Consider the following 18,487-nt stretch of genomic DNA (forward strand, 5'->3'; position numbering starts at 1 on the left):
TGAGCCAAATTATTTTCTTGGCCTACCGGACTTTACTTTTCAAGCGGTTGTATACTTTCAATAAAAATGACTGACAAGGACCTTTGTTAATTTGGCCTTCCTTGAACTGGAGGTAAGACTGAGGTTACCTTGCCGTATTCATCTAGACGGATAACTAAGGTTATTTTGTGTAGGACAGGTACATTGTTTTGGTAAGAAGGAGTAAAAGCCGGTAAGTTGTTAACCACTTCCAGCATACTTTCATCTGTACCATAGCCCAATCCTTTAAGAAGTTGGGTGTCTTTTTTCCGAATGGTGCCGTCTATTCCCAAAATAGTAGCTATCACAATAGCACCCTCTATCCCTTTGGTCTTGTATTCAGAAGATGCCTTGAAATTCTTTCTGATGAATTTTAACAAGGCCTCGTTTCCACCTGGGAAAACTGGAGGCCGCTCGGTTGCTATGTAGACTTTTTCCTCATATACCTCTTCCGCCTTAAGGGCAGGTTGTGGTGGACCAATCTTTACCGGAACCGTGAATTTCACAGGAACCAAGTGGCCATCCTTTTCCCCCGGCTGCCATCTGGGCATGTTGTTCAATAACTGGATAATCTGTCCGTCAATAAGTGGATGAAGCCCCTTTAGCTTATCGATCACTAACGTCTTACCTGTAGGGCTAACCACAAAAGTGAAGATAGTTGTACCGCTTACGCTGTCTTTTCTGAGTTCCTCGGGGTAATGGAAACCGATTTGAATGTATTGGTACATGGCCTTTAACCCTCCGGGATATTCCGGCATTTTATCTACAGCTATGTATACTTTGGAAGAGTCTATTGGTAGGGTAGACCCAGAAGTTTGTGCCTGAACCGTGAAAACTAGGCTTTGAAGCAGGCAAAAAAAGAGAACTGTGTAGAGTAATCTAGCAGGGGAAAAACGGAATTGCATTAGTCTGTTCGTGAAAGCATGATAAATGACTAAAGTTAGTATTTAGCTTTTGTAGTAGAGGGCTGTCTTTGCTGTTTTATTTAGGCCCATAGGAACATGCTGCTATCCTGATATTTCGTATAACCTTTTAGAAACCTTTCCTTGTCATGGCAACTCCAACCCGCATTTCTTCCTTCAGGGAGTTCTATCCGTTCTACCTCTTGGAGCACCAGAACACCACCAGCCGGGTGCTGCATTTCACAGGCACCGGGTTGCTGCTGTTACTCATGCTCGTGGCGTTTTTGCTGGGGCAGTACGGTTGGCTTTGGTGGTTGCCGGTGATTGGCTACGGTTTTGCGTGGGTGGGGCATTTCTTCTTTGAGAAAAACAAACCCGCCACATTCAGATACCCGATCTACAGTTTGGCCTCAGACTTTGTGCTGTTCTTCCAATTACTCACCGGAAAGCAGAAATTCAAGGTGAAGTAAGCACCTCTATTCAATGTCCTTTTGAAAACATCTGTGAGCAAGCTAGAGGAGCTTCGCGCAAGCGCTATTGCAGTTGGCCCGCAAAATCCTTTCAGAATGACAAAAGAAGAGGTGGCCTGTTCTGTGAAGACCTGTTGGGCATTGAACCTGTTTTAGGCTGATTTTCGAGAAAACAAGCGTCAAACGGAGGCTGAATTACCCCTTCGTATCTTCTTTACTCTCGCCGTCTTTTCTCCCCAACGTGAGCTGCCGCTTTTGCCTCAATGTTGGTGTTGCCCTCAGTTTTCTTACCTGAGTTGCTCTTCATGGCAGTGCCGCCTTTCACGTAAGTAAACTCCAGGATGGAACCGCGGTACTGGCTGCCTTTGGGGTCTTCGCCGGAGGGGCCGGAGGTCACCGAGGAACTGTCTACGGCCAGGTACAGCTTTTTGCCGTCGGGGGAGATGGCCAGATCGCGGTAGCGGATTTTAGACCGGAAGTAGGTGAGGGTATCGCCGGTGACCCCGGTGCCGGCGGCGTTGAGCGATAACCTGATCAGCTTGCCGGTTTTAAGCGTGGGCACCAGCAGGGAGTTCTGCCAGCCGGGTATGCCCGCGGAGGTGTACACGGCAATGCTGCTGGGCGCCTCCGAAGGCCACTCCGGCGATTCGTTTTCGCCCCCGCTTCGCATCTGCGTCATGATCCTGGTGAGAAACGCGTTGGAGTTGGGGTTGAAACTGTACATAGGATCGCGGTAGGTCTGGGCCCCGATGGCGGCGGCATTCTCTTTTTCGCTTTTGATGGTGGGGTACGTGGTGTGCCAGGTGCCCGGAATCTCGGCATGGTTGCTCACGCCGGCGGCCAGCCCGTTGTAGTTGTTGTCCTGGTACCCGATGATGAGCGGGTGTCCGTAGTTTTTGCCGCGTTCCACCACGTTGATCTCATCGTCTGAGAAAGGACCGTGCTCGCTGGCGTACATACGGCCAGTGCCATTCACCACGGCGTACGCCAAGCCTTGCGCGTTGCGGTGCCCCAGGCTCCAGACGGCGTTCTGCCTTTGCGCACTGGTAAACGGGTTGTCATTGGGAATCCAGCGGTCATATTGGTTTTTATCGGCATCGGGTTCCAGGCTGAAGCGCAGGACTTTCCCCTCGTAACTGCCCGTGGCTTGCGCGTGGTTGGGCCGCCCGATGTTCTTGAACTGCCCGGCACCCATATCGCCCACGGTGTAGAAGAGATAGTATTTGCCCTGCACCGGCGCAATGAGCAGTCTACCCGAGTTATGGTCGTTGCTGCCGGGGATGGTATCGCAGAGGATCTGCGGGTTGCTCAGTTTTTGTCCCTTAGTGTCATAGTCATACCGCACCAAGCGCATGGTGTAATGGCAGCCCCCGAACTTGGGGTCACAGCCATCGCCCTGCTTGCCGGCGCCGGCATATTGGTAAGCATAGGCCAGGTACACGTACGCTTTGCCCGAAAGCAACTGAGGGTGCAAAGCCATGCCCATCAGGCCGCCCTGGGGCCAGGGTTTGCCACCGTCTATGGAGTCAGAAACCTTGTCATAGCGCGGGAATTTCCGTTCGGGGGTAAGGTCCAGCAAAACGGTCTGCGCGCCAGTGGTTGGGTTCAGTCGGCTTACTTTGTAGCCTTTGGCCTCGGTGATCCAAAGGTAATTATCGGGGCCGTAGGTGACTTCCCAGGGATCGCTGAGTTTGTCTTTGACCACCCGCACCGTAAAGGTCTCGCCTTTGGGGCCGGTAAGGTCCTGGGCCGAGATGAACGGACTGGAAAGAAGCAGAAGGAAGGACAGAACAAAGAGGCAACGCGGCATAAGCTAAAAAAGGAAAGACCCACATGATTTTCCTCCCCTTTAACCCGGTCCGCCCGTAATAGGTTGTTCTAAATGACTGACCAGGAGCCAGATTCAGTATTTATCCTTTCTGCCGAAATTGTTCCGGGGTGTTTCCCGTGTGTTTTTTGAAAAACCGGCTGAAATAGGAATTGTCCTCAAAGCCCAGGACCTGGGCTACCTGCGCGATGTTGAGGTGCGGCGAGTGGGTGAGCAGCCGTTTGGCCTCCAGTAGGAGCCTTTCTTTGAGTAGATCAGTGGTGGTTTTGCCCAGGTTCTCTTTGCAGAGCTCGTTCAGGTATTTGGGCGAAAGGTGCAGAGCATCGGCGTAAAACTTCACAGACTGATGCTCCAGGTAATGCTGTTCTACCAGGTTCTCCAGCTGGTACAACTGAAAAGGCCAGCTGTTTTCCTCCAGTTGCACGGGGGCGGCCGGGTACAACCGGGCCAACTGGATTAGAAGCAGTTCCAGGTACGCGCGCAGGGCTTCCGTTTGGAAAGAAGCCGATTGGGCATACTCGTGCTGCATCTGCTGCAACAACTGTTCTACGGGAGCCAACTCTTGGGCCGAGGCATACAAGACGGGCGGGTGTTGCCAGGTCCGGAAGAAGGGGAACTGCCGCAGGGTGTCTTTCTCCTGGCCGCCGCGGTAAAACTCAGGGGAGAAAAAGAGGAGGGTGCCTTCGGTTTCGGGGATGAGGTCCCAGGCATGCACCTGGCCGGGCGTCAGGAAAAACACGCTGCCCGGGGTAACGGCGTAATGGGTGAAGTCAATGGTGTGCGTGCCTTGGCCGCTTCGCACCCAGAGCAGCAGATAGAAGTCATGCTTGTGCGGGGCTTGCACGAAGGCGTGGGTTTGCCGGTGCGCCTGCAGATCAGCTACGTGAATGCCCCGGCTCAGGGGTTTGGGTGCGGTAAAATCCGGGATCCGGTAAACGGGGAGCTTTTCGGGCATAGGGCAAAGTACCAGCGCCTTGCTGGTTTTGGCCCAATTTCCGAAAAATAGCGCTAAAACAAAGGCCTGCTAGTGGCCTCGGGCAAACGGGTGCGCAGCGGCCTCGGGGTTGTAGCTGATGAAGATGTTGATCCAGATGGCGCGGGAAAGTTTAAAAAGCGCGGGCATGAACAGCAGCAGCGACAGCAGCAACGCGCCCATGAACATCCAGAGGGTGATTTCCTCTGAGAACAGCATCATGAGGCCCACAATGGCCAGGGTGGGTCCGGCGGTGAGGCCATAACTCACAAACATGGCGCCATAGTAATAGCCGGGCTCCGGTTCATAGATCTGGTTGCACACCGGGCAATGGTCCAGCATCTTGCTCATTTTGCGGTAACCCATAAGGCTGTTGTTCTCAAACAGATCGCCCTCGTGGCACCGCGGGCACTTCAGTTTGGCAATGCTGTACAGTTTAGAGCCTTTTCCTAACATAGCTTTCTATCGTTTTCTCTATACAAAGGTACGTGCATTGGAATGGCAAGGATAGGACAAAAGGCGGTTGTTCCGGTGATTTTTACCTGAGGGGCGGGGGTAGAGGTGATTTCAGGGTGTTTTTTAGAAAATAGGAGAGAAACGCTTTGTCCAATTTCTGGTTCATAAAGGATTTGCAAGCCGATGATGGTTTTTCATCAATCTGCTGATTCTTCCACTTTCTCTGGTTCAAGTCTTTTCTTCTGGTTCAAGTTTTCAACTTGGACCTACCATAGTCTGCAGTTTGCAACTGCAGTGAGGCGTTAGCCTCAAGTTTACATTTGGGTCTTTGCTGCAAACTCTCTTCTTTTAACTTCTTGGCTGCAGTCGCGGTCTGCCCGCGTTTGTCACTTTTCTCCTTGATGAGAAAAGTAACCAAAAGAATCAAGAAGCCTCAAACTCGCTGACGCTCAGACAGTCTTTTCTTCAGTTGTTGTGACACCCCGCCAGCGTCCTCTGTTGCATTGTAGACGCAGGCCATTACTGCTTGACACGTTCCTGCTTGCGGCAGGCCGGTCCTCGGCCTCACTGTAGGCCTTTGCCCCGGCCCGCCGCAGGAAACAGCTTTGCTTTGGAACTGCTGCAAGACATTTTTGGTCCTTAGGACGGGGTTGGAGGAAAATTACTTGCTCACTCGGTTCTCTTCGTCTGAGGTGCCGGTTTTGCGGCTGCGGGCTGCTTTGATTTTGCTGTTCCCGAATTTGTAGTCAAAGGTGAGGTTGAGGCGGCGACTTTCCCATTCGTTCTCCCAGTACATGTTTACGTTTGCGTAGTTCAGGTTGGCTCTGAAACGGGCGGTGTCAAAGATGTCGTTCAGTTTCACGCTGAAGGTGGCGCGGCCGTCCAGGAAGGTTTTCTTGCCGCCCAGGCTCATGAGATAGGAGGCTTTGTTCCGGAACAGGCCAGACACCGAGGGCGAACTGTAGTACGCCGAATACTGCACGCTGAAGTTCTTAGGCAGGGTGAAATTATTGTCCGTGCTGAAGTCCCAGGAAAACCGCTCCTGGTTGTATTGCTCGCCCTGGACCGGGGTGCTCACTTTGTTTAGGTTGCCTTGCAGTTGCACGTTGGCGCTCCACCACTTGCGCAGGGGCAAATTGCCGCCGCTGCTGATGCTCAGCATACGGGCGCGGCTAAGATTTTGGGGCGTGCTGATGCTTTCTTTGGTGGCATCGTTCTGGCTTACTACTTCCATCACAAAGTCATTCTCCTGCAGGTAGCTGAGGCTTACCAATTGAAAGTTCTTGTAGGTGTAACTGGCCATCAGCGAGTTGGAAAAAGACGGCTGCAGAAACGGGTTCCCCCTGATGCCGGTGTATGGGTCTGAATAGAAGGTGAACGGGTTCAGGCTGCGGTAATTGGGTCTGCTGATGCGGCGGCTGTACGAGGTGGAGAATTGGTGGTCGTCACTGGGGTTGTAACTGGCGAAGACACTGGGGAACAGCTCCCAGTAGTTTCGGTCCACTACGTTCTGGGTCGTGCGCGAATCACCCTTGGAGATGGTTTGCTCGGCCCGCAGGCCGGCTTTCAGGCTCAGGGCCTTGTTTATTTTCTTGCTCAGGCTTAGGTAGGCGGCATTGATGTTCTCGTCATACAGGAAGTGGTTGGTGCGGCGGTCATCGGTTTGCCAGGTGTTTTCTGTCTGTGTTTCAAACCTGATGTCGGCGTCATTGCGCACCCAGCTGCTTTTCCAGCCGGTTTCGGCTTTCCAGTTATTAGGTAAGGGGTGCACATAGTCGGCTTTGAGGGCGTAGATCTGGGTGGTGGCGTCTGAGAAGCTACGCAGGTTCTCAAACGCTCGGCCATTTTGGATGGCTGCCGCAAAGTATTGGTTTGTGAAGGCTTCATCGGCGGCGTTGCGGTAGCGCACGAAATCGGCATCGAAGGTGAGGGAGCGGCCAGTAGTATCTATGTCGAATTTGTAGTTCAGGTTGAGGCTGTAGTTGTTGGACACCACATCGCGCGGGTTGTGCATCTGCACGCTGCCAATGGGATAGCCCGGTACGTCATAGTTCACCGAGTTGCTGGTGGTGAGCACATCCTGCGGCGAGGTATAGCCTTTGACCATGATGCCCACCGTGTGCTGCGGACTGATGAAATAATCGGCGCCCGCCACTACGTTCACGGTTTTGGTAATGGGGTGCCAGTAATTAACGGAGCGGTACAGGCTGTCACGGATGGTGCGCTCCATGGTGAGTTTGTTGTAGGAATTGGAGTGGCTGGTGTGGAGGCGCGTGTACAAGCTTACCTTGCCCAGGTTGAAGTTCAGGTTGGTGCTTACCCCGACTTTTTCATACGTGCCGTACCCGGTACCCAGGGTGAGGGTGCCGTTCATGCCCTTGGTGAGTTCGCGTTTGAGCACGATGTTGATGATCCCCGCCGTGCCTGCTGCATCATAAGACGCGGGAGGGTTGGCAATCAGCTCTACTTTGCTCACCGCCGAGGCCGGCAACGATTTCAGGTACATGCTCAGTTCACCGCCGCTCATGTACGTCATCTTGCCGTTAAGCATCACGTTCACGCCGCCGCTGCCCCTGAAAAGGATGTTATCGTCTTTGTCAAGCCGTACGCCGGGCGCATTCTTAAGTACTTCCAAGGCATTCTCGCCGGCGGTGTTCAGTTTCTCCACGTTCAGGATGAGCCTGTCTGCCTGCTGCTCCAGCAATGGTCGTTGTCCTTGCACCACCACTTCTTTCAGGGCGGTGGCTTTCTCGGTGGCCTGCACCACGGGCACCTGCACCGGTTGGCCCGCTACCGTGAAAGCGGGACTTAGAGCGGGATTGAAATCTATGCGGGTGGCTTTGATGAGGTATCGGCCAGGGGCCACTTTCTCAAACAAATAGGTGCCTGCCTCACCGGCGGTCTGCGAATGGGCAATGGAGGAGTCTGGCAACTGCACCAAGAGGATGGTGGCAAACTCCAGCGGCTTCTGGGTTTTGGCGTCTAAGACCGTGCCTTTGACCGATGCACCTGTTTGGGCCGAAGCCGAAGTAGCCAGCAGGGAAGCAAACAAGAGGAACCAGAGGCAAGAGAAGTAGCGGTGAGGCTGCATAATTGAAGGTTTTGGTGAATAGATGCCTAAAGGTGCAAGAGGTTGCCTGCGCGGGAAAAAATATAATCCCAACCCCTTTAAGAATTATCCCAACCGGGTTTTCTGCCTGTTTTAGCAGAAAGAGCCTTGAAACAGGAGTTGACATCGGGAAACCGGCGGTTGGGATAAAAAAAGAGCAAGGGAGGCGATGCAAGTGTAGATTTGAGGCATGAAGAAAAGCAGAACCCTTCTTTACCATCTGGCGGCGTGGGGCCTCTACATTGGGTATAGCTACCTGGAGGCCTACATCAGCAAACCCACGCCCTTCACCTGGATGTACTTGCTGTTCCTGACGTATTTTACCAGCCTGGCGCTTACCTTTTACTTCTGCTATTCCTTTGTGTATCCGCGGTTCCTGAAGCGCGAGAAGGTGATTCCGTTGGTGCTTTGCCTGGTCTTTGCGCCATTCCTGTTCGCGTTCACCCGCTATTTTCTGGAAGAGATGATGTATCCGGTCCTGTTCGGGTTCAGGAACTATGGCGCGGATACCACCTTCTCCTATTATCTCACCGATAATCTTTTCAGGGCTTTTCCCATGATGGCCATCAGCGCGGTGGTTTGGAACGTGCAGGATGCCTTCCGGAAGGAGAAAGAATACAAAATCCTGCGCGCCGAGAAAACCCAGGCCGAATTGGCTTTCCTGAAATCGCAGGTGAACCCGCATTTCCTCTACAACACGCTCAACTACATGTACGCGCAGGCCTATCCGGTCTCTGAGAAACTGGCTGATGCCATTCTCAAACTCTCTGACATGATGCGCTACATGCTCCATGACAACCCCGACGGCAAGGTGGAACTACAGAAGGAGGTGGAGTACCTGCGCAGTTTCATCCACATCTTCAGGCTGCGGTTCGAGGATAATTTCTTCGTGGATTTTCAGGTGGATGGCCATGTGGACGGGCAGCGGGTGGCGTCGCTGGTGCTTATTCCGTTCGTGGAGAATGCCTTCAAGCACGGCGTGGTCAATGACCCGGCCAATCCGGTGCAGATTCGCCTCCAAATGGTAGGGAAAGACCTCCGGTTTGAGGTCCGGAACCGCATCAATCGGCAAGAGAAAGACCACAGCACCGGCATCGGGTTGGTGAACATCAAGCGGCGATTAGAACTGCTGTACCCCAACCAGCACCAACTCACCATCTCCAACGGTGGCGCTACCCACGAGGCCCGGCTGGAACTCCGAAACCTATAACGCTATTTTGAGGCTGTTTTAAGGAAAAGAGCCCTGAAACAGAATAGCAACCTTCCTGTTAGCCAGCCGAATTTTGGCCATTTTCCTGGAAACAGGCAAGAAACGTTTCTACTTGGCTTAGGCTTGGAAATGGTATCTGTTTCACATTACCGTTCCATCGCTTACCTTTCCTAAACCAACTAAAGCCCTTCCAAATGATCAGGTGTATTTGTGTGGATGATGAGGCGTACGCGTCTGCCCTGTTAAAGGCCTATATCCAGAAAATTCCGTTTCTGGAGTTTGTGGGCAGCACCACCAGCCCTATTGAAGCGCTGGGGTGGGTAAGCGAAAGCCGCGCCGATCTGGTCTTCCTGGACATTCAGATGCCGGAACTCACGGGCCTGCAGTTCCTGAAACTGTGCGGAAACAAATGCAAAGTTATCCTCACCACCGCGTACCCAGAATACGCCTTGGAAGGCTACGAGCACGATGTGGTGGATTACCTGCTCAAGCCCATCGCCTTTGACCGTTTCCTGAAGGCCGTGCAAAAAGCGCAAGCTCTCTTGCAGCCCGTAGCCCTTGCCGCGCCAAGTCCAACTCCTGTTCAGCCTCCTTCCGCCCCGGCGGCGCCTACCCACCCGGAGTACATGTTTGTGAAAGGCGAGAGCAAGAACAAGTTCCTGCGCATCAATTACGCCGATATCCTGTTCATAGAAGGCCTCAAGAACTACGTGTCTCTGTACCTGCCGCAACAGCGCGTGGTCACCTACCAGACCCTCCGTGATTTAGAGGAACAGTTGCCGCAACCGCCTTTTTACCGCGTGCACAAATCCTACATCATCTCCATTGACAAAGTGGGCATGGTAGACGGCAACACCCTTTACATTCAGGACAAATCCATTCCCATAGGGGAGACCTACCGCGAAGGCTTCTTCCGGCTGATCAGAGAGAACCAGCAAGGCTGAGGCAAGCCCCACCTTTTCAGGAATAGCAAATTCTGTTCACCCGTTTTAGGGCCAGATAGAAGAAATCAGCCCCTAAACAGAGCCATTTCTCTAACGTTTCACGATGAACTTCTGCACCATGGTCCCTTGGGCGGTTCTGAGGTGAAGGAGGTAAAAGCCTTCGGTGATACCCTGTATATCAAAGGTCCAGCCCTCTTTTGTCTTTACCGGAGCCGGAAGCGTAACAGGCGTTCCCACTGCATTGTACAGGCTGGTGCCCCGCACCTGGATAAAAGCTGGCACTTTCATGGTCAACGTGGATGAGGCAGGGTTAGGGAAAGCGGAAACCTGGGTTTGCCATTCTTCAGAGACACCCGTCACCACCGGTGGGTTTTCCAACACAAAGAAAAGCATGTCTCGTACCATGGTGCCTATGAGTCGCCGGTTGCGCCATTCTTCCACCAGGATGGAAACATTGTAAGTTCCCTGCATGCTGGGGGTATTCCAGGTCAGTAAACCAGTGCTTCTGTTCAGGGTCACGCCGGCAGGGGCGGTAGAAACGGGAGCTCCCAGGAAATTCTCCAGACCACTGTAGCCCGGGGTGTTCACGCCAATAGGGTTTCCGCAGGCACTTACCCCATTTGAGGCTTTAGGCGTTACCAACTTGAACGAGATACTGTCTCCCTCGGCATCAATGGCGCCGGAATTATGCACGAAAACATGGTTCCGGACAGGAACATCCAGAGGGTGGTGCTGAAATTTGGGAGAGTGGTTTACCGTTAGTGTAGGATCTACGATGATGGTGCTCTCCAGATAAAAGTCTCGTTTTAAGGAAGAAGCGATGTTGACAATGCCTCCCTGGCTCCCTACGGTGTAAGTAGCGGTATAGGTGCCTGGTCCCGTGTAGGTATGCTCAAACCTATAGACATTCATGAAATAATTACCAGAACTAGCGGTAACCAGAGTCCTCGATGTCCTTGTAACCTTTTGGCTGTTGCAATCACCAAAGTGCAGCGTGGCTTCCAGGTCTTCAAAGGCGGGCGGGGCATCACTGTAGGTGACCAGGGTAAAAAAATACCGCAATGGATTTCGGGCCGCGGTAGTGTCACTTTGGTAGTAGATGCTTCCGGCCCTTATGTGGGAAGCTTGGGCAGATATCCCATAGAAGAGACTCAGGAAAAATAGGGGTAGTAGAAACAGTTCTTTTTGTTTTTTAATAAGTAGGGAGGCTTTCATAAGTTAGGGGGAGTATATGGTTAATAAAATATTTAATATGGGATAGATATTTGTAAATCAGGGGTCTACTAAATATAGGTGAATTATAGTAATTGTCAAAACCAAGCCCGAATTCCAGCCTGAAGCACCGCTTTTCCTTAGAAATGGATTTCCTTTGTTTTAAGTTGAATAAGGCAAAACGGCTATCTTGCCGCCTGTTTTTAGCCCAATTTCCAGAAAACAACCGCTAAACAGCAAACTGCCTTTCTATGCTAATTTTCTTCGTGCTCCTGTACTTGGTGCTCAATGTGTTGCTTGGGCTCTGGGCGGCCCGCCGGGTACACAATACCTCTGACTTCATGCTGGCGGGACGGGCTTTGCCGCTGCCCATGGCCACGGCGGTGGTATTTGCCACTTGGTTCGGGTCCGAGACAATTCTGGGAGCCTCCGCCGAGGTGGCGGAGGAGGGACTGATTGGCATGGTGGAAGACCCTTTGGGCGCGGCGCTGTGTCTGGTGCTGGTGGGACTGTTCTTCGCCAGGAAGCTGTACCGCATGAACCTGCTCACCTTCGGAGATTTTTACCGGGTCAAGTTTGGGCGTTCCGCCGAGATCATCGCCTCGTTCTGCCTGGTGATCTCTTACTTCGGGTGGGTGGCGGCGCAGATGGTGGCCTTGGGCATTTCGTTCAACCTGTTGCTGGGCACCACGCTGGTACAGGGTATTTTGATCGGGAGCTTTCTGGTGGTGCTGTACACCTATTTCGGGGGGATGTGGAGCGTATCTGTCACTGATTACCTGCAGACCATCATGATCATTCTGGGTTTGATCATTGTCACTTGGTGGGTCATGCGCGAAAAGCCTTTCTCGGAGATTACCGCCACGCTTCCCGCCGATTTTTACAGAATCACGCCTAAAACCGGTACTTCTTTTTCCGGTTGGCTCAATTACTTGGCCCTGTGGATGACCATCGGCTTGGGCTCTATTCCGCAGCAGGATGTGTTCCAGCGGGTGATGTCGTCTAAGTCCGAGAAGGTAGCGGTTTGGGCTTCCTTGCTGGCGGCGTTCCTGTACCTGACCGTGGCCTTGCTGCCGTTGGTGCTGGCGCTGTACGCCAAAGTATTGCACCCTCAGCTAGCCGGTACCGATGCCCAGATGCTGGTGCCTCATTTAATTCTGGGCTCTAGTCCCATGTTCATCCAGGTGTTGTTTTTCGGGGCCTTGATCTCGGCCATCATCAGTACTGCCAGCGGCGCTATCCTGGCTCCGGCCTCCATTCTGAGCGAGAACCTGCTGCGCCCGTTCTTTAAAGACATCACCGATCAAAAGTTGCTGGCTCTTTCCCGCGGAAGCGTGCTCATCGTTTCGGTGATTTCCTTAGGGTTTGCCTTGTCCCGGAACAACATCCACGAGCTGGTGAGCGAGTCCTCGGCCCTGAGCCTGGTAAGTTTGCTGGTGCCGCTGGTGGCGGGTATTTTCTTGAAAAAAGCCTCGGCGACGGCCGCTATCCTTTCCATGGTGCTGGGCATGGGCACGTGGCTCTTCTGCCGCCTGTCGGGCACCGAGGTGGAGCCTATGTGGTATGGTTTGCTGGGCAGCACGGCGGGTTATGTGTTAGGAGGGCTTCTGAGCAAAGGTCCGGTAACTGAGCCCGAGGTGCATTTTTGACCTTTTTTGAAAAATTGAAGCTCAAAACACGTCCCCAATTTTCTACCTTCCGCTACAAGGGGTTGAGCCGCCCAGAGAATGAGGGAAAATCGATATATTGGAATCAAAACACGTTCTCCCACTTCAACCATCGGCTTGATGAACCTAAAATCTTCGCTGTGTAAGCTGCTTTTCGTTTTTATTCTTGTCTTTGTCTGTAACCTTGGTGGAGCCCGCGCCCAAGGCTTTCTGCGGGCCGAGGGGAAACAGATTGTAAACGGACAGAACCAATCAGTCATCCTGCGCGGCATGGGCCTGGGCGGCTGGATGCTACAGGAGGGCTACATGCTCAGAACCGCCGAGTTTGCCGGTCAGCAGCATCGCATCAAAGCGAAGATGGAGGAACTGATCGGACCGGAGCGCACGCAGGAGTTCTACAACGCCTGGCTGCAGAATCACACCCGCAAGATCGATATTGATTCCATGGCCGCCTGGGGCTTCAATTCGGTGAGGCTGCCCATGCACTATAACCTGTACACGTTGCCCGTGGAGCAGGAGCCGGTAGCGGGCCAGAACACGTGGCTGGAGAAGGGTTTTCAGATGACCGATAGCCTCCTGCAGTGGTGCAAAGCCAACCGCATGTACCTCATCCTGGACCTGCACGCCTCCCCCGGCGGACAAGGCAACGATACCAACATCTCGGATCGCGATCCTGCCAAACCCTCTTTTTGGGACAGCGAGGCGAACCAGCAGAAAACCATCGCGCTGTGGCGCAAACTGGCCGAGCGCTACAAAGACGAGCCCTGGATAGGCGCCTACGACATCATCAACGAGCCCAACTGGGGTTTCCAGAGCAAAGAAGACAAGAACGGCTGCGCCGAAAAAGACAACGCCCTGCTCCGCCAGCTGATGGTGGACATCACCAAGGCCATCCGGGAGGTAGACCAACGGCACCTGATTTTCATTGAAGGCAACTGCTGGGGCAATAACTACAACGGCGTGCTGCCGGTCTGGGACAAAAACATGGGCCTCAGCTTTCACAAATACTGGAACTACAACGACCTGAGCGCCATCAAAGGATGGCTGGACTTGCGCGACCAGCACAAGGTGCCCATCTGGCTGGGCGAGACCGGCGAGAACTCCAACGTGTGGTTCCGGCAAGCGATTGAGCTGGTGGAAGGGCAGGGCATCGGCTGGGCCTGGTGGCCGCTCAAGAAATTGGGCTTCAACAATCCGCTGGAGGTGCCCATGACGCCCGGCTACCAGAAACTGCTGAATTACTGGAATAACAAAGGTCCCAAACCATCCGCCGACGAAGCCTACGCCTCCTTGATGGAACTAGCCGAGAACCTGAAACTAGAGAACAACCTCTTCCACCCCGATGTAGTGGACGCCATGTTCCGCCAGGTGAAATCAACCGAAACGATTCCGTTCGGGAACTATAGTTTTGTTAAGAAACTGACCATCCCCGCCGTAAATTATGACCTCGGCCGAAACGGTTTCGCCTACCTGGACAAAGACACCGCCAACTACTACATCTCCACCGGCGGACCCCGCACCCCTTGGAACCGCGGTACCACCTACCGCAACGACGGCGTCGACATCACCCAGGACAGCGTTTCTAAGAAGTTTTTTGTGAATCACATAGAAACCGGCGAGTGGCTGCAGTACACCACCGCCTTCGAGGAAAACAAAGCGACTACGGGCACGCTTAAGCTCTTAGTCGCTTCGGATACCAACACAAGTAAACTCACCCTCAGCGTGAACGGAGACGTGGTGAAAGCCGGCATGGGCGTCCCCAACACCGGAGGTCCTAAAAAGTGGAAAACCGTCACCCTAAAAAATATCCCGCTTAAACCCGGTAAGAACGTCTTCAGAGTAATAGCCGAGCAAGGCGGTTTTCAGCTTCAGTCTTTGGAGATCAATGTGAAGTAAGGCCGATTGTTTTAGGCCTGTTTTCTTGAAATCAGGCCCAAAACAGAAATGTAGCGGCGTAACCCTGTTACGCCGTGGCTCCTCACCGCGATAGCGTACTTGTCTTGATGAACCTGCCTTTGCCTTTATGTTCCAGCTTTGGAAGCAGATGAGTTCTAGGTGTGAGGTGTTTCTGTTTCATAGAACCACGGCGTAACAGTGTTACGCCGCTACAGTTGGCGAAAGAAAAGCCCTCACAGGTTTTCAAAACCTGTGAGGGCTACTGCGTTTTCAGCAAAAAGTGCCGAAAACAAATTATGCCAACAGCTCAGCAATTGCCTTATCTACTTTCTCAAACTGGAAGCCGCTGAGTACCTCCTCCATCAAGCCTTCAATCTGCTCTGTGCACAGGTTACCAATACTGCCTTCGTGCGTATGATTCAGCGTTTCAGGCCGAATAAATTCACCTTTCTCAATAGCTAGCCCCACGTTCTTGTACGCATCTCTGAACGGCACACCGCTTAGTACCTGGTTATTCACCACTTCCACACTAAAGAGGTACTGGTATTTCTCATCTTTCAGGATGTTCTCGTTCAGCTTAAGGTGTGGCAGCATGAACGTCATCATCTCCAGGCAATTCCGAATCTCGCCAAAGGCCGGGAAGAAGCTTTCTTTGAGCAACTGCAACTCCCGGTGATAACCGGATGGCAGGTTGCCCAGCAGCATCTGAATCTCAGTGGGTAGGGCTTGCAAGCGGTTGCATTTGCCGCGCATGATCTCAAACACGTCGGGATTTTTTTTGTGCGGCATGATGCTGGAACCAGTGGTCAGTTCATCAGGTAGCGTCACGAAGGCGAAGTTCTGGCTCATGTACAGGCACACATCCATGGCCATGCGGCCAAGGGTGCTGGCAATAGAGGCCAAACCCATGCTCACACTGCGTTCCGTCTTGCCGCGGCCCATCTGGGCATACACCACGTTGTAGTTCAGCGCCTCGAAGCCCAGCAAATCCGTTGTCATTTGACGGTTAAGTGGGAAGGAACTGCCGTAGCCGGCTGCCGAACCCAGTGGGTTTTTATTACTGATTTTGTAGGCGGCCTGCAGCAGTTGCAGGTCATCTACCAGGCTTTCGGCGTACGCGCCAAACCACAGCCCGAACGAGGACGGCATAGCCACCTGCAAGTGCGTGTAGCCAGGCAGCAAAATACCTTTGTTCTTTTCGCTTAGTTCCTGCAAGGTGTTGAACAGCGTATGCACGGCTTCCACCGTCTCCCGAATTTCATGACGGATGAACAATTTTAAATCCAGCAGCACCTGGTCGTTGCGGGAACGGCCGCTGTGGATTTTCTTGCCCGCCTCGCCCAGACGGCGGGTTAACAGAAGCTCAACCTGCGAGTGCACATCTTCCACGCCCGGTTCTATATGAAATTCACTGCGTTCAATGCTTTTGTAAATCTCCTTCAATTCACGCTGCACGGCGGCCAGGTCTTCCGGTTCCATCAGCCCGATGCTCTCCAGCATGCGCGTGTGTGCCAGCGAACCCAGGACATCAAAAGGAGCCAATTGTAAGTCCATTTCGGCGTCTTTGCCCACGGTGAATTTTTCAACGTTCTGCGCGACGGAGGTTTCTTTCTGCCAGAGTTTCATGCTAAGCGGTAATAACGGGTGTCAATAATTGTATGTAAAGGGCGATGCCTTCTTCCAGTTCTGAAAGGTAAATAAATTCATCGGCTGTATGCGACCGCGCCGAATCACCTGGACCAATCTTGAGCGAGGGAATGTTCAACAGCGCTTGGTCTGAGGTAGTAGGGGAGCCGTACAAGTTCCTTCCCAGCTTAATCCCCGACTGCACAATAGGGTGCTCCCTGTCAATGGAAGAGGGCCGCAAACGCGTAGACCGCGGTGTCACCTCACTTTTCACGTGCTCCCGAATGATGCTCAACACTTCCTCTGGTTGGTAGGCATCGGTCATGCGCACATCCACGGTGAATTTGCATTGGTCCGGCACCACGTTGTGCTGCGAACCTGCCTGAATGATGGTTACGCTCATTTTTATTGGCCCTAAAAAGCTGGACTCCTTCGGGAAACGGAACGTACAGAACCACTCTAAATCTGGTAATGCTTCATAGATGGCATTTACGCCTTCCTCGCGAGCAGCATGACCACCTTGGCCATGGGCCACACAATCCAGTACCATTAGGCCTTTTTCGGCCACGGCCAGGTGCATCTGGGTAGGTTCGCCCACTATGGCAAACTCCACCGCACCTAGTTCTGGGTACACCATCTCAATGCCGTTTCTGCCTGAGATTTCTTCCTCGGCAGTAGCTGCCAGCACCAGATTATAGGCTAAATCCTTCCGCTCATAAAAGTGCAGAAAAGTAGCTATCAAGGACACCAGGCAACCACCAGCGTCATTACTGCCCAAACCAATCAGTTTGCCGTCTTGCACCGTAGGCGTAAACGGGTCAAAGGTCCAGCTAGGGTGGGGCTTCACGGTGTCATGGTGGGAGTTCAGCAGCACCGTAGGCAAGGCAGGATTGTAGTGTTTGTTAAATGCCCAGAGGTTGTGCTCCTTACGATGAATCTCCACGCCTCTAGCCTGTAAAAACTGCGCAATCGCCTTCGCCGTTCCTGCCTCTTCACGGCTGAAGGATTGGATGGAGATAAGTTGCTGGAGTAAGCTTAAAGCGTCTTGGTATAAGGTGTTGTTCATTTAAGAGGTACGCTACTAGATAGTCCCCCTTTGAAGGGGGTAGGGGGATGATTAAATCTTAGGGGGATGATTAAATCTGCTGATTCTTTTTCGACTTGTTTTTAAAAATTAGGCCGAAACTAGCAATGCGTGTAGACAAGGCAGTGCCTGGTCTCTACTTTTCATCGGTATACAATTTCTCGGCTTTGCTTGCAGAGGTCTTGATGCCTTTAATCATGGCTGAGCTGAAGCCGTTGTGCTCCATCTCGTTCAGACCGGCAATGGTACAGCCTTTGGGTGAGGTCACTTTATCAATCTCGTTTTCTGGGTGACTCCCGAAATGCAGTAGGAGCGAGGCCGCGCCTTTGGCGGTTTGAGCGGCCATGCGCAACGCATCACCCGCGTGGAATCCAATCTCGGTGCCACCCTGAGCTGCGGCGCGAATGGAACGCAAAAAGAAGGCGATGCCGCATGCCACCAGTGCTGTAGCCGAGGACATGAGTTCTTCTTCAATTTCCACGGTTTCGCCCACGGCAGAGAAGATTTCTTTCACCAGCTTGATGTTTTCAGGCGAGGCATTCTTACTCGTGATACACGTCATAGACTCCCGGATGGCGATGGCGGTGTTGGGCATGGCACGCACCACTTCTACCACTTTGCCCAAACGAGTAATGATATCGGTCACGGCCACGCCGGTCACGATGGAGATGAACAGGTGACGGCTCGGGTCGATGCTCTCAGAGATGTTGTCCAACACACTATCCAGTTGTTGCGGCAGGATACTTAAGACCACAATATCAGCATCGGCTACGGCCAGGGCGTTGTTGTTGGAGGCGCGGTAACCTTGCTCCACCATTGCATCTAACAACTTGGTGTTGCGGCGGGTGAGGGTAATGTCTTCGGCGCGGTATTTACCGGAGGCCACCATGCCTTTGGCCAACGCAATGCCCATGTTGCCGCCGCCCAGAATGGCTATTTTCTTGTACTGTTCAATCATATCTCTTTAGGTTGCAGCCGGCGCACCAGCTTCGGTACAAAAGTTCTCCCTGCAAGAAAGGTATTTTGCAGTTTCCTCAAGTCGATTTCGGCTTGTTTTCTGAAAATCAGGCTGAAAACAGGAGTTGCGCAGTT

The 18,487-nt window shown here is 52.8% G+C and carries 15 protein-coding genes; 6 read left to right on the plus strand and 9 right to left on the minus strand.

Annotated features, from left to right (window positions below; genetic code table 11):
• Positions 1-86: 86 nt before the first annotated feature.
• Positions 87-776, minus strand: a complete 690-nt coding sequence (locus FOA19_RS18720) for an energy transducer TonB (protein ID WP_223808981.1) — start codon at positions 774-776, stop codon at positions 87-89.
• Between the two features lie 293 nt (positions 777-1,069).
• Here FOA19_RS18720 and FOA19_RS18725 point away from each other — a divergent pair, with 293 nt between their 5' ends.
• Positions 1,070-1,390 carry a DUF962 domain-containing protein gene (locus FOA19_RS18725; protein WP_149092370.1) on the plus strand — a complete coding sequence of 107 codons (321 nt, stop codon included), beginning with the start codon at positions 1,070-1,072 and terminating at the stop codon, positions 1,388-1,390.
• A 214-nt stretch (positions 1,391-1,604) separates the two neighbouring features.
• Here FOA19_RS18725 and FOA19_RS18730 read toward each other — a convergent pair whose 3' ends face one another.
• From FOA19_RS18730 to FOA19_RS18745, 4 genes are all read right to left on the minus strand, one after another.
• Positions 1,605-3,200 carry a PQQ-dependent sugar dehydrogenase gene (locus FOA19_RS18730; protein WP_149092371.1) on the minus strand — a complete coding sequence of 532 codons (1,596 nt, stop codon included), beginning with the start codon at positions 3,198-3,200 and terminating at the stop codon, positions 1,605-1,607.
• Between the two features lie 100 nt (positions 3,201-3,300).
• On the minus strand, positions 3,301-4,173 hold the full coding sequence (locus FOA19_RS18735; RefSeq protein ID WP_149092372.1) for a helix-turn-helix domain-containing protein: 873 nt from the start codon (positions 4,171-4,173) through the stop codon (positions 3,301-3,303).
• A 69-nt stretch (positions 4,174-4,242) separates the two neighbouring features.
• Positions 4,243-4,647: a DUF983 domain-containing protein gene (locus FOA19_RS18740; protein ID WP_149092373.1), complete on the minus strand. Its 405-nt coding sequence runs from the start codon at positions 4,645-4,647 to the stop codon at positions 4,243-4,245.
• Between the two features lie 661 nt (positions 4,648-5,308).
• Complete coding sequence (locus tag FOA19_RS18745; RefSeq protein ID WP_149092374.1) at positions 5,309-7,738, minus strand: TonB-dependent receptor; 2,430 nt, start codon at positions 7,736-7,738, stop codon at positions 5,309-5,311.
• A gap of 208 nt (positions 7,739-7,946) precedes the next feature.
• On the opposite strand from FOA19_RS18745, the gene FOA19_RS18750 reads away from it, so the two are divergent.
• Both FOA19_RS18750 and FOA19_RS18755 read left to right on the plus strand, forming a co-directional pair.
• Positions 7,947-8,966, plus strand: coding sequence for a sensor histidine kinase (locus FOA19_RS18750; protein WP_149092375.1), 1,020 nt, complete (start codon positions 7,947-7,949; stop codon positions 8,964-8,966).
• A 194-nt stretch (positions 8,967-9,160) separates the two neighbouring features.
• Positions 9,161-9,910 (plus strand): LytR/AlgR family response regulator transcription factor, encoded by a 750-nt coding sequence (locus FOA19_RS18755; protein ID WP_149092376.1) that lies wholly within the window; start codon positions 9,161-9,163, stop codon positions 9,908-9,910.
• A gap of 90 nt (positions 9,911-10,000) precedes the next feature.
• On the opposite strand, the gene FOA19_RS18760 is transcribed toward FOA19_RS18755, so the two are convergent.
• Entirely contained in the window at positions 10,001-10,822 is an 822-nt protein-coding gene (locus FOA19_RS18760; RefSeq protein WP_190300468.1) for a T9SS type A sorting domain-containing protein, read from the minus strand.
• Positions 10,823-10,876: 54 nt separating this feature from the next.
• Between FOA19_RS18760 and FOA19_RS23440 the strand changes: the two genes are divergently transcribed.
• From FOA19_RS23440 to FOA19_RS18770, 3 genes are all read left to right on the plus strand, one after another.
• On the plus strand, positions 10,877-11,074 hold the full coding sequence (locus FOA19_RS23440; protein WP_190300469.1) for a hypothetical protein: 198 nt from the start codon (positions 10,877-10,879) through the stop codon (positions 11,072-11,074).
• A 299-nt stretch (positions 11,075-11,373) separates the two neighbouring features.
• A complete protein-coding gene (locus tag FOA19_RS18765) occupies positions 11,374-12,771 on the plus strand; it encodes a sodium:solute symporter family protein (RefSeq protein WP_149092378.1) in 1,398 nt (465 codons plus the stop codon).
• A gap of 138 nt (positions 12,772-12,909) precedes the next feature.
• Positions 12,910-14,685, plus strand: coding sequence for a cellulase family glycosylhydrolase (locus FOA19_RS18770; protein ID WP_149092379.1), 1,776 nt, complete (start codon positions 12,910-12,912; stop codon positions 14,683-14,685).
• 294 nt (positions 14,686-14,979) lie between these two features.
• On the opposite strand, the gene argH is transcribed toward FOA19_RS18770, so the two are convergent.
• The 3 genes from argH to proC all read right to left on the minus strand — a co-directional run bounded on the left by argH (position 14,980) and on the right by proC (position 18,353).
• A complete protein-coding gene (gene argH / locus FOA19_RS18775) occupies positions 14,980-16,311 on the minus strand; it encodes an argininosuccinate lyase (protein ID WP_149092380.1) in 1,332 nt (443 codons plus the stop codon).
• Position 16,312: 1 nt separating this feature from the next.
• On the minus strand, positions 16,313-17,377 hold the full coding sequence (locus FOA19_RS18780) for a M20 family metallo-hydrolase (RefSeq protein WP_149092381.1): 1,065 nt from the start codon (positions 17,375-17,377) through the stop codon (positions 16,313-16,315).
• Between the two features lie 154 nt (positions 17,378-17,531).
• Positions 17,532-18,353 (minus strand): pyrroline-5-carboxylate reductase, encoded by an 822-nt coding sequence (proC, locus tag FOA19_RS18785; RefSeq protein WP_149092382.1) that lies wholly within the window; start codon positions 18,351-18,353, stop codon positions 17,532-17,534.
• Positions 18,354-18,487 lie beyond the last annotated feature (134 nt).

The organism is Rufibacter hautae, from assembly GCF_008271695.1.
In the GTDB taxonomy this organism is placed as follows: domain Bacteria; phylum Bacteroidota; class Bacteroidia; order Cytophagales; family Hymenobacteraceae; genus Nibribacter; species Nibribacter hautae.

What these genes read in the sequence shown, in the direction of transcription:
- FOA19_RS18755 (WP_149092376.1), top strand. Translation starts at nt 9,161, where the DNA reads ATGATCAGGTGTATTTGTGTGGATGATGAGGCGTACGCGTCTGCCCTG.
- FOA19_RS18745 (WP_149092374.1), bottom strand. Translation starts at nt 7,738, where the DNA reads ATGCAGCCTCACCGCTACTTCTCTTGCCTCTGGTTCCTCTTGTTTGCT.
- FOA19_RS18735 (WP_149092372.1), bottom strand. Translation starts at nt 4,173, where the DNA reads ATGCCCGAAAAGCTCCCCGTTTACCGGATCCCGGATTTTACCGCACCC.
- FOA19_RS18765 (WP_149092378.1), top strand. Translation starts at nt 11,374, where the DNA reads ATGCTAATTTTCTTCGTGCTCCTGTACTTGGTGCTCAATGTGTTGCTT.
- FOA19_RS18780 (WP_149092381.1), bottom strand. Translation starts at nt 17,377, where the DNA reads ATGAACAACACCTTATACCAAGACGCTTTAAGCTTACTCCAGCAACTT.
- FOA19_RS18730 (WP_149092371.1), bottom strand. Translation starts at nt 3,200, where the DNA reads ATGCCGCGTTGCCTCTTTGTTCTGTCCTTCCTTCTGCTTCTTTCCAGT.
- FOA19_RS18725 (WP_149092370.1), top strand. Translation starts at nt 1,070, where the DNA reads ATGGCAACTCCAACCCGCATTTCTTCCTTCAGGGAGTTCTATCCGTTC.
- FOA19_RS18760 (WP_190300468.1), bottom strand. Translation starts at nt 10,822, where the DNA reads ATGAATGTCTATAGGTTTGAGCATACCTACACGGGACCAGGCACCTAT.
- argH (WP_149092380.1), bottom strand. Translation starts at nt 16,311, where the DNA reads ATGAAACTCTGGCAGAAAGAAACCTCCGTCGCGCAGAACGTTGAAAAA.
- FOA19_RS18720 (WP_223808981.1), bottom strand. Translation starts at nt 776, where the DNA reads ATGCCGGAATATCCCGGAGGGTTAAAGGCCATGTACCAATACATTCAA.
- FOA19_RS18740 (WP_149092373.1), bottom strand. Translation starts at nt 4,647, where the DNA reads ATGTTAGGAAAAGGCTCTAAACTGTACAGCATTGCCAAACTGAAGTGC.
- proC (WP_149092382.1), bottom strand. Translation starts at nt 18,353, where the DNA reads ATGATTGAACAGTACAAGAAAATAGCCATTCTGGGCGGCGGCAACATG.
- FOA19_RS18750 (WP_149092375.1), top strand. Translation starts at nt 7,947, where the DNA reads ATGAAGAAAAGCAGAACCCTTCTTTACCATCTGGCGGCGTGGGGCCTC.
- FOA19_RS18770 (WP_149092379.1), top strand. Translation starts at nt 12,910, where the DNA reads ATGAACCTAAAATCTTCGCTGTGTAAGCTGCTTTTCGTTTTTATTCTT.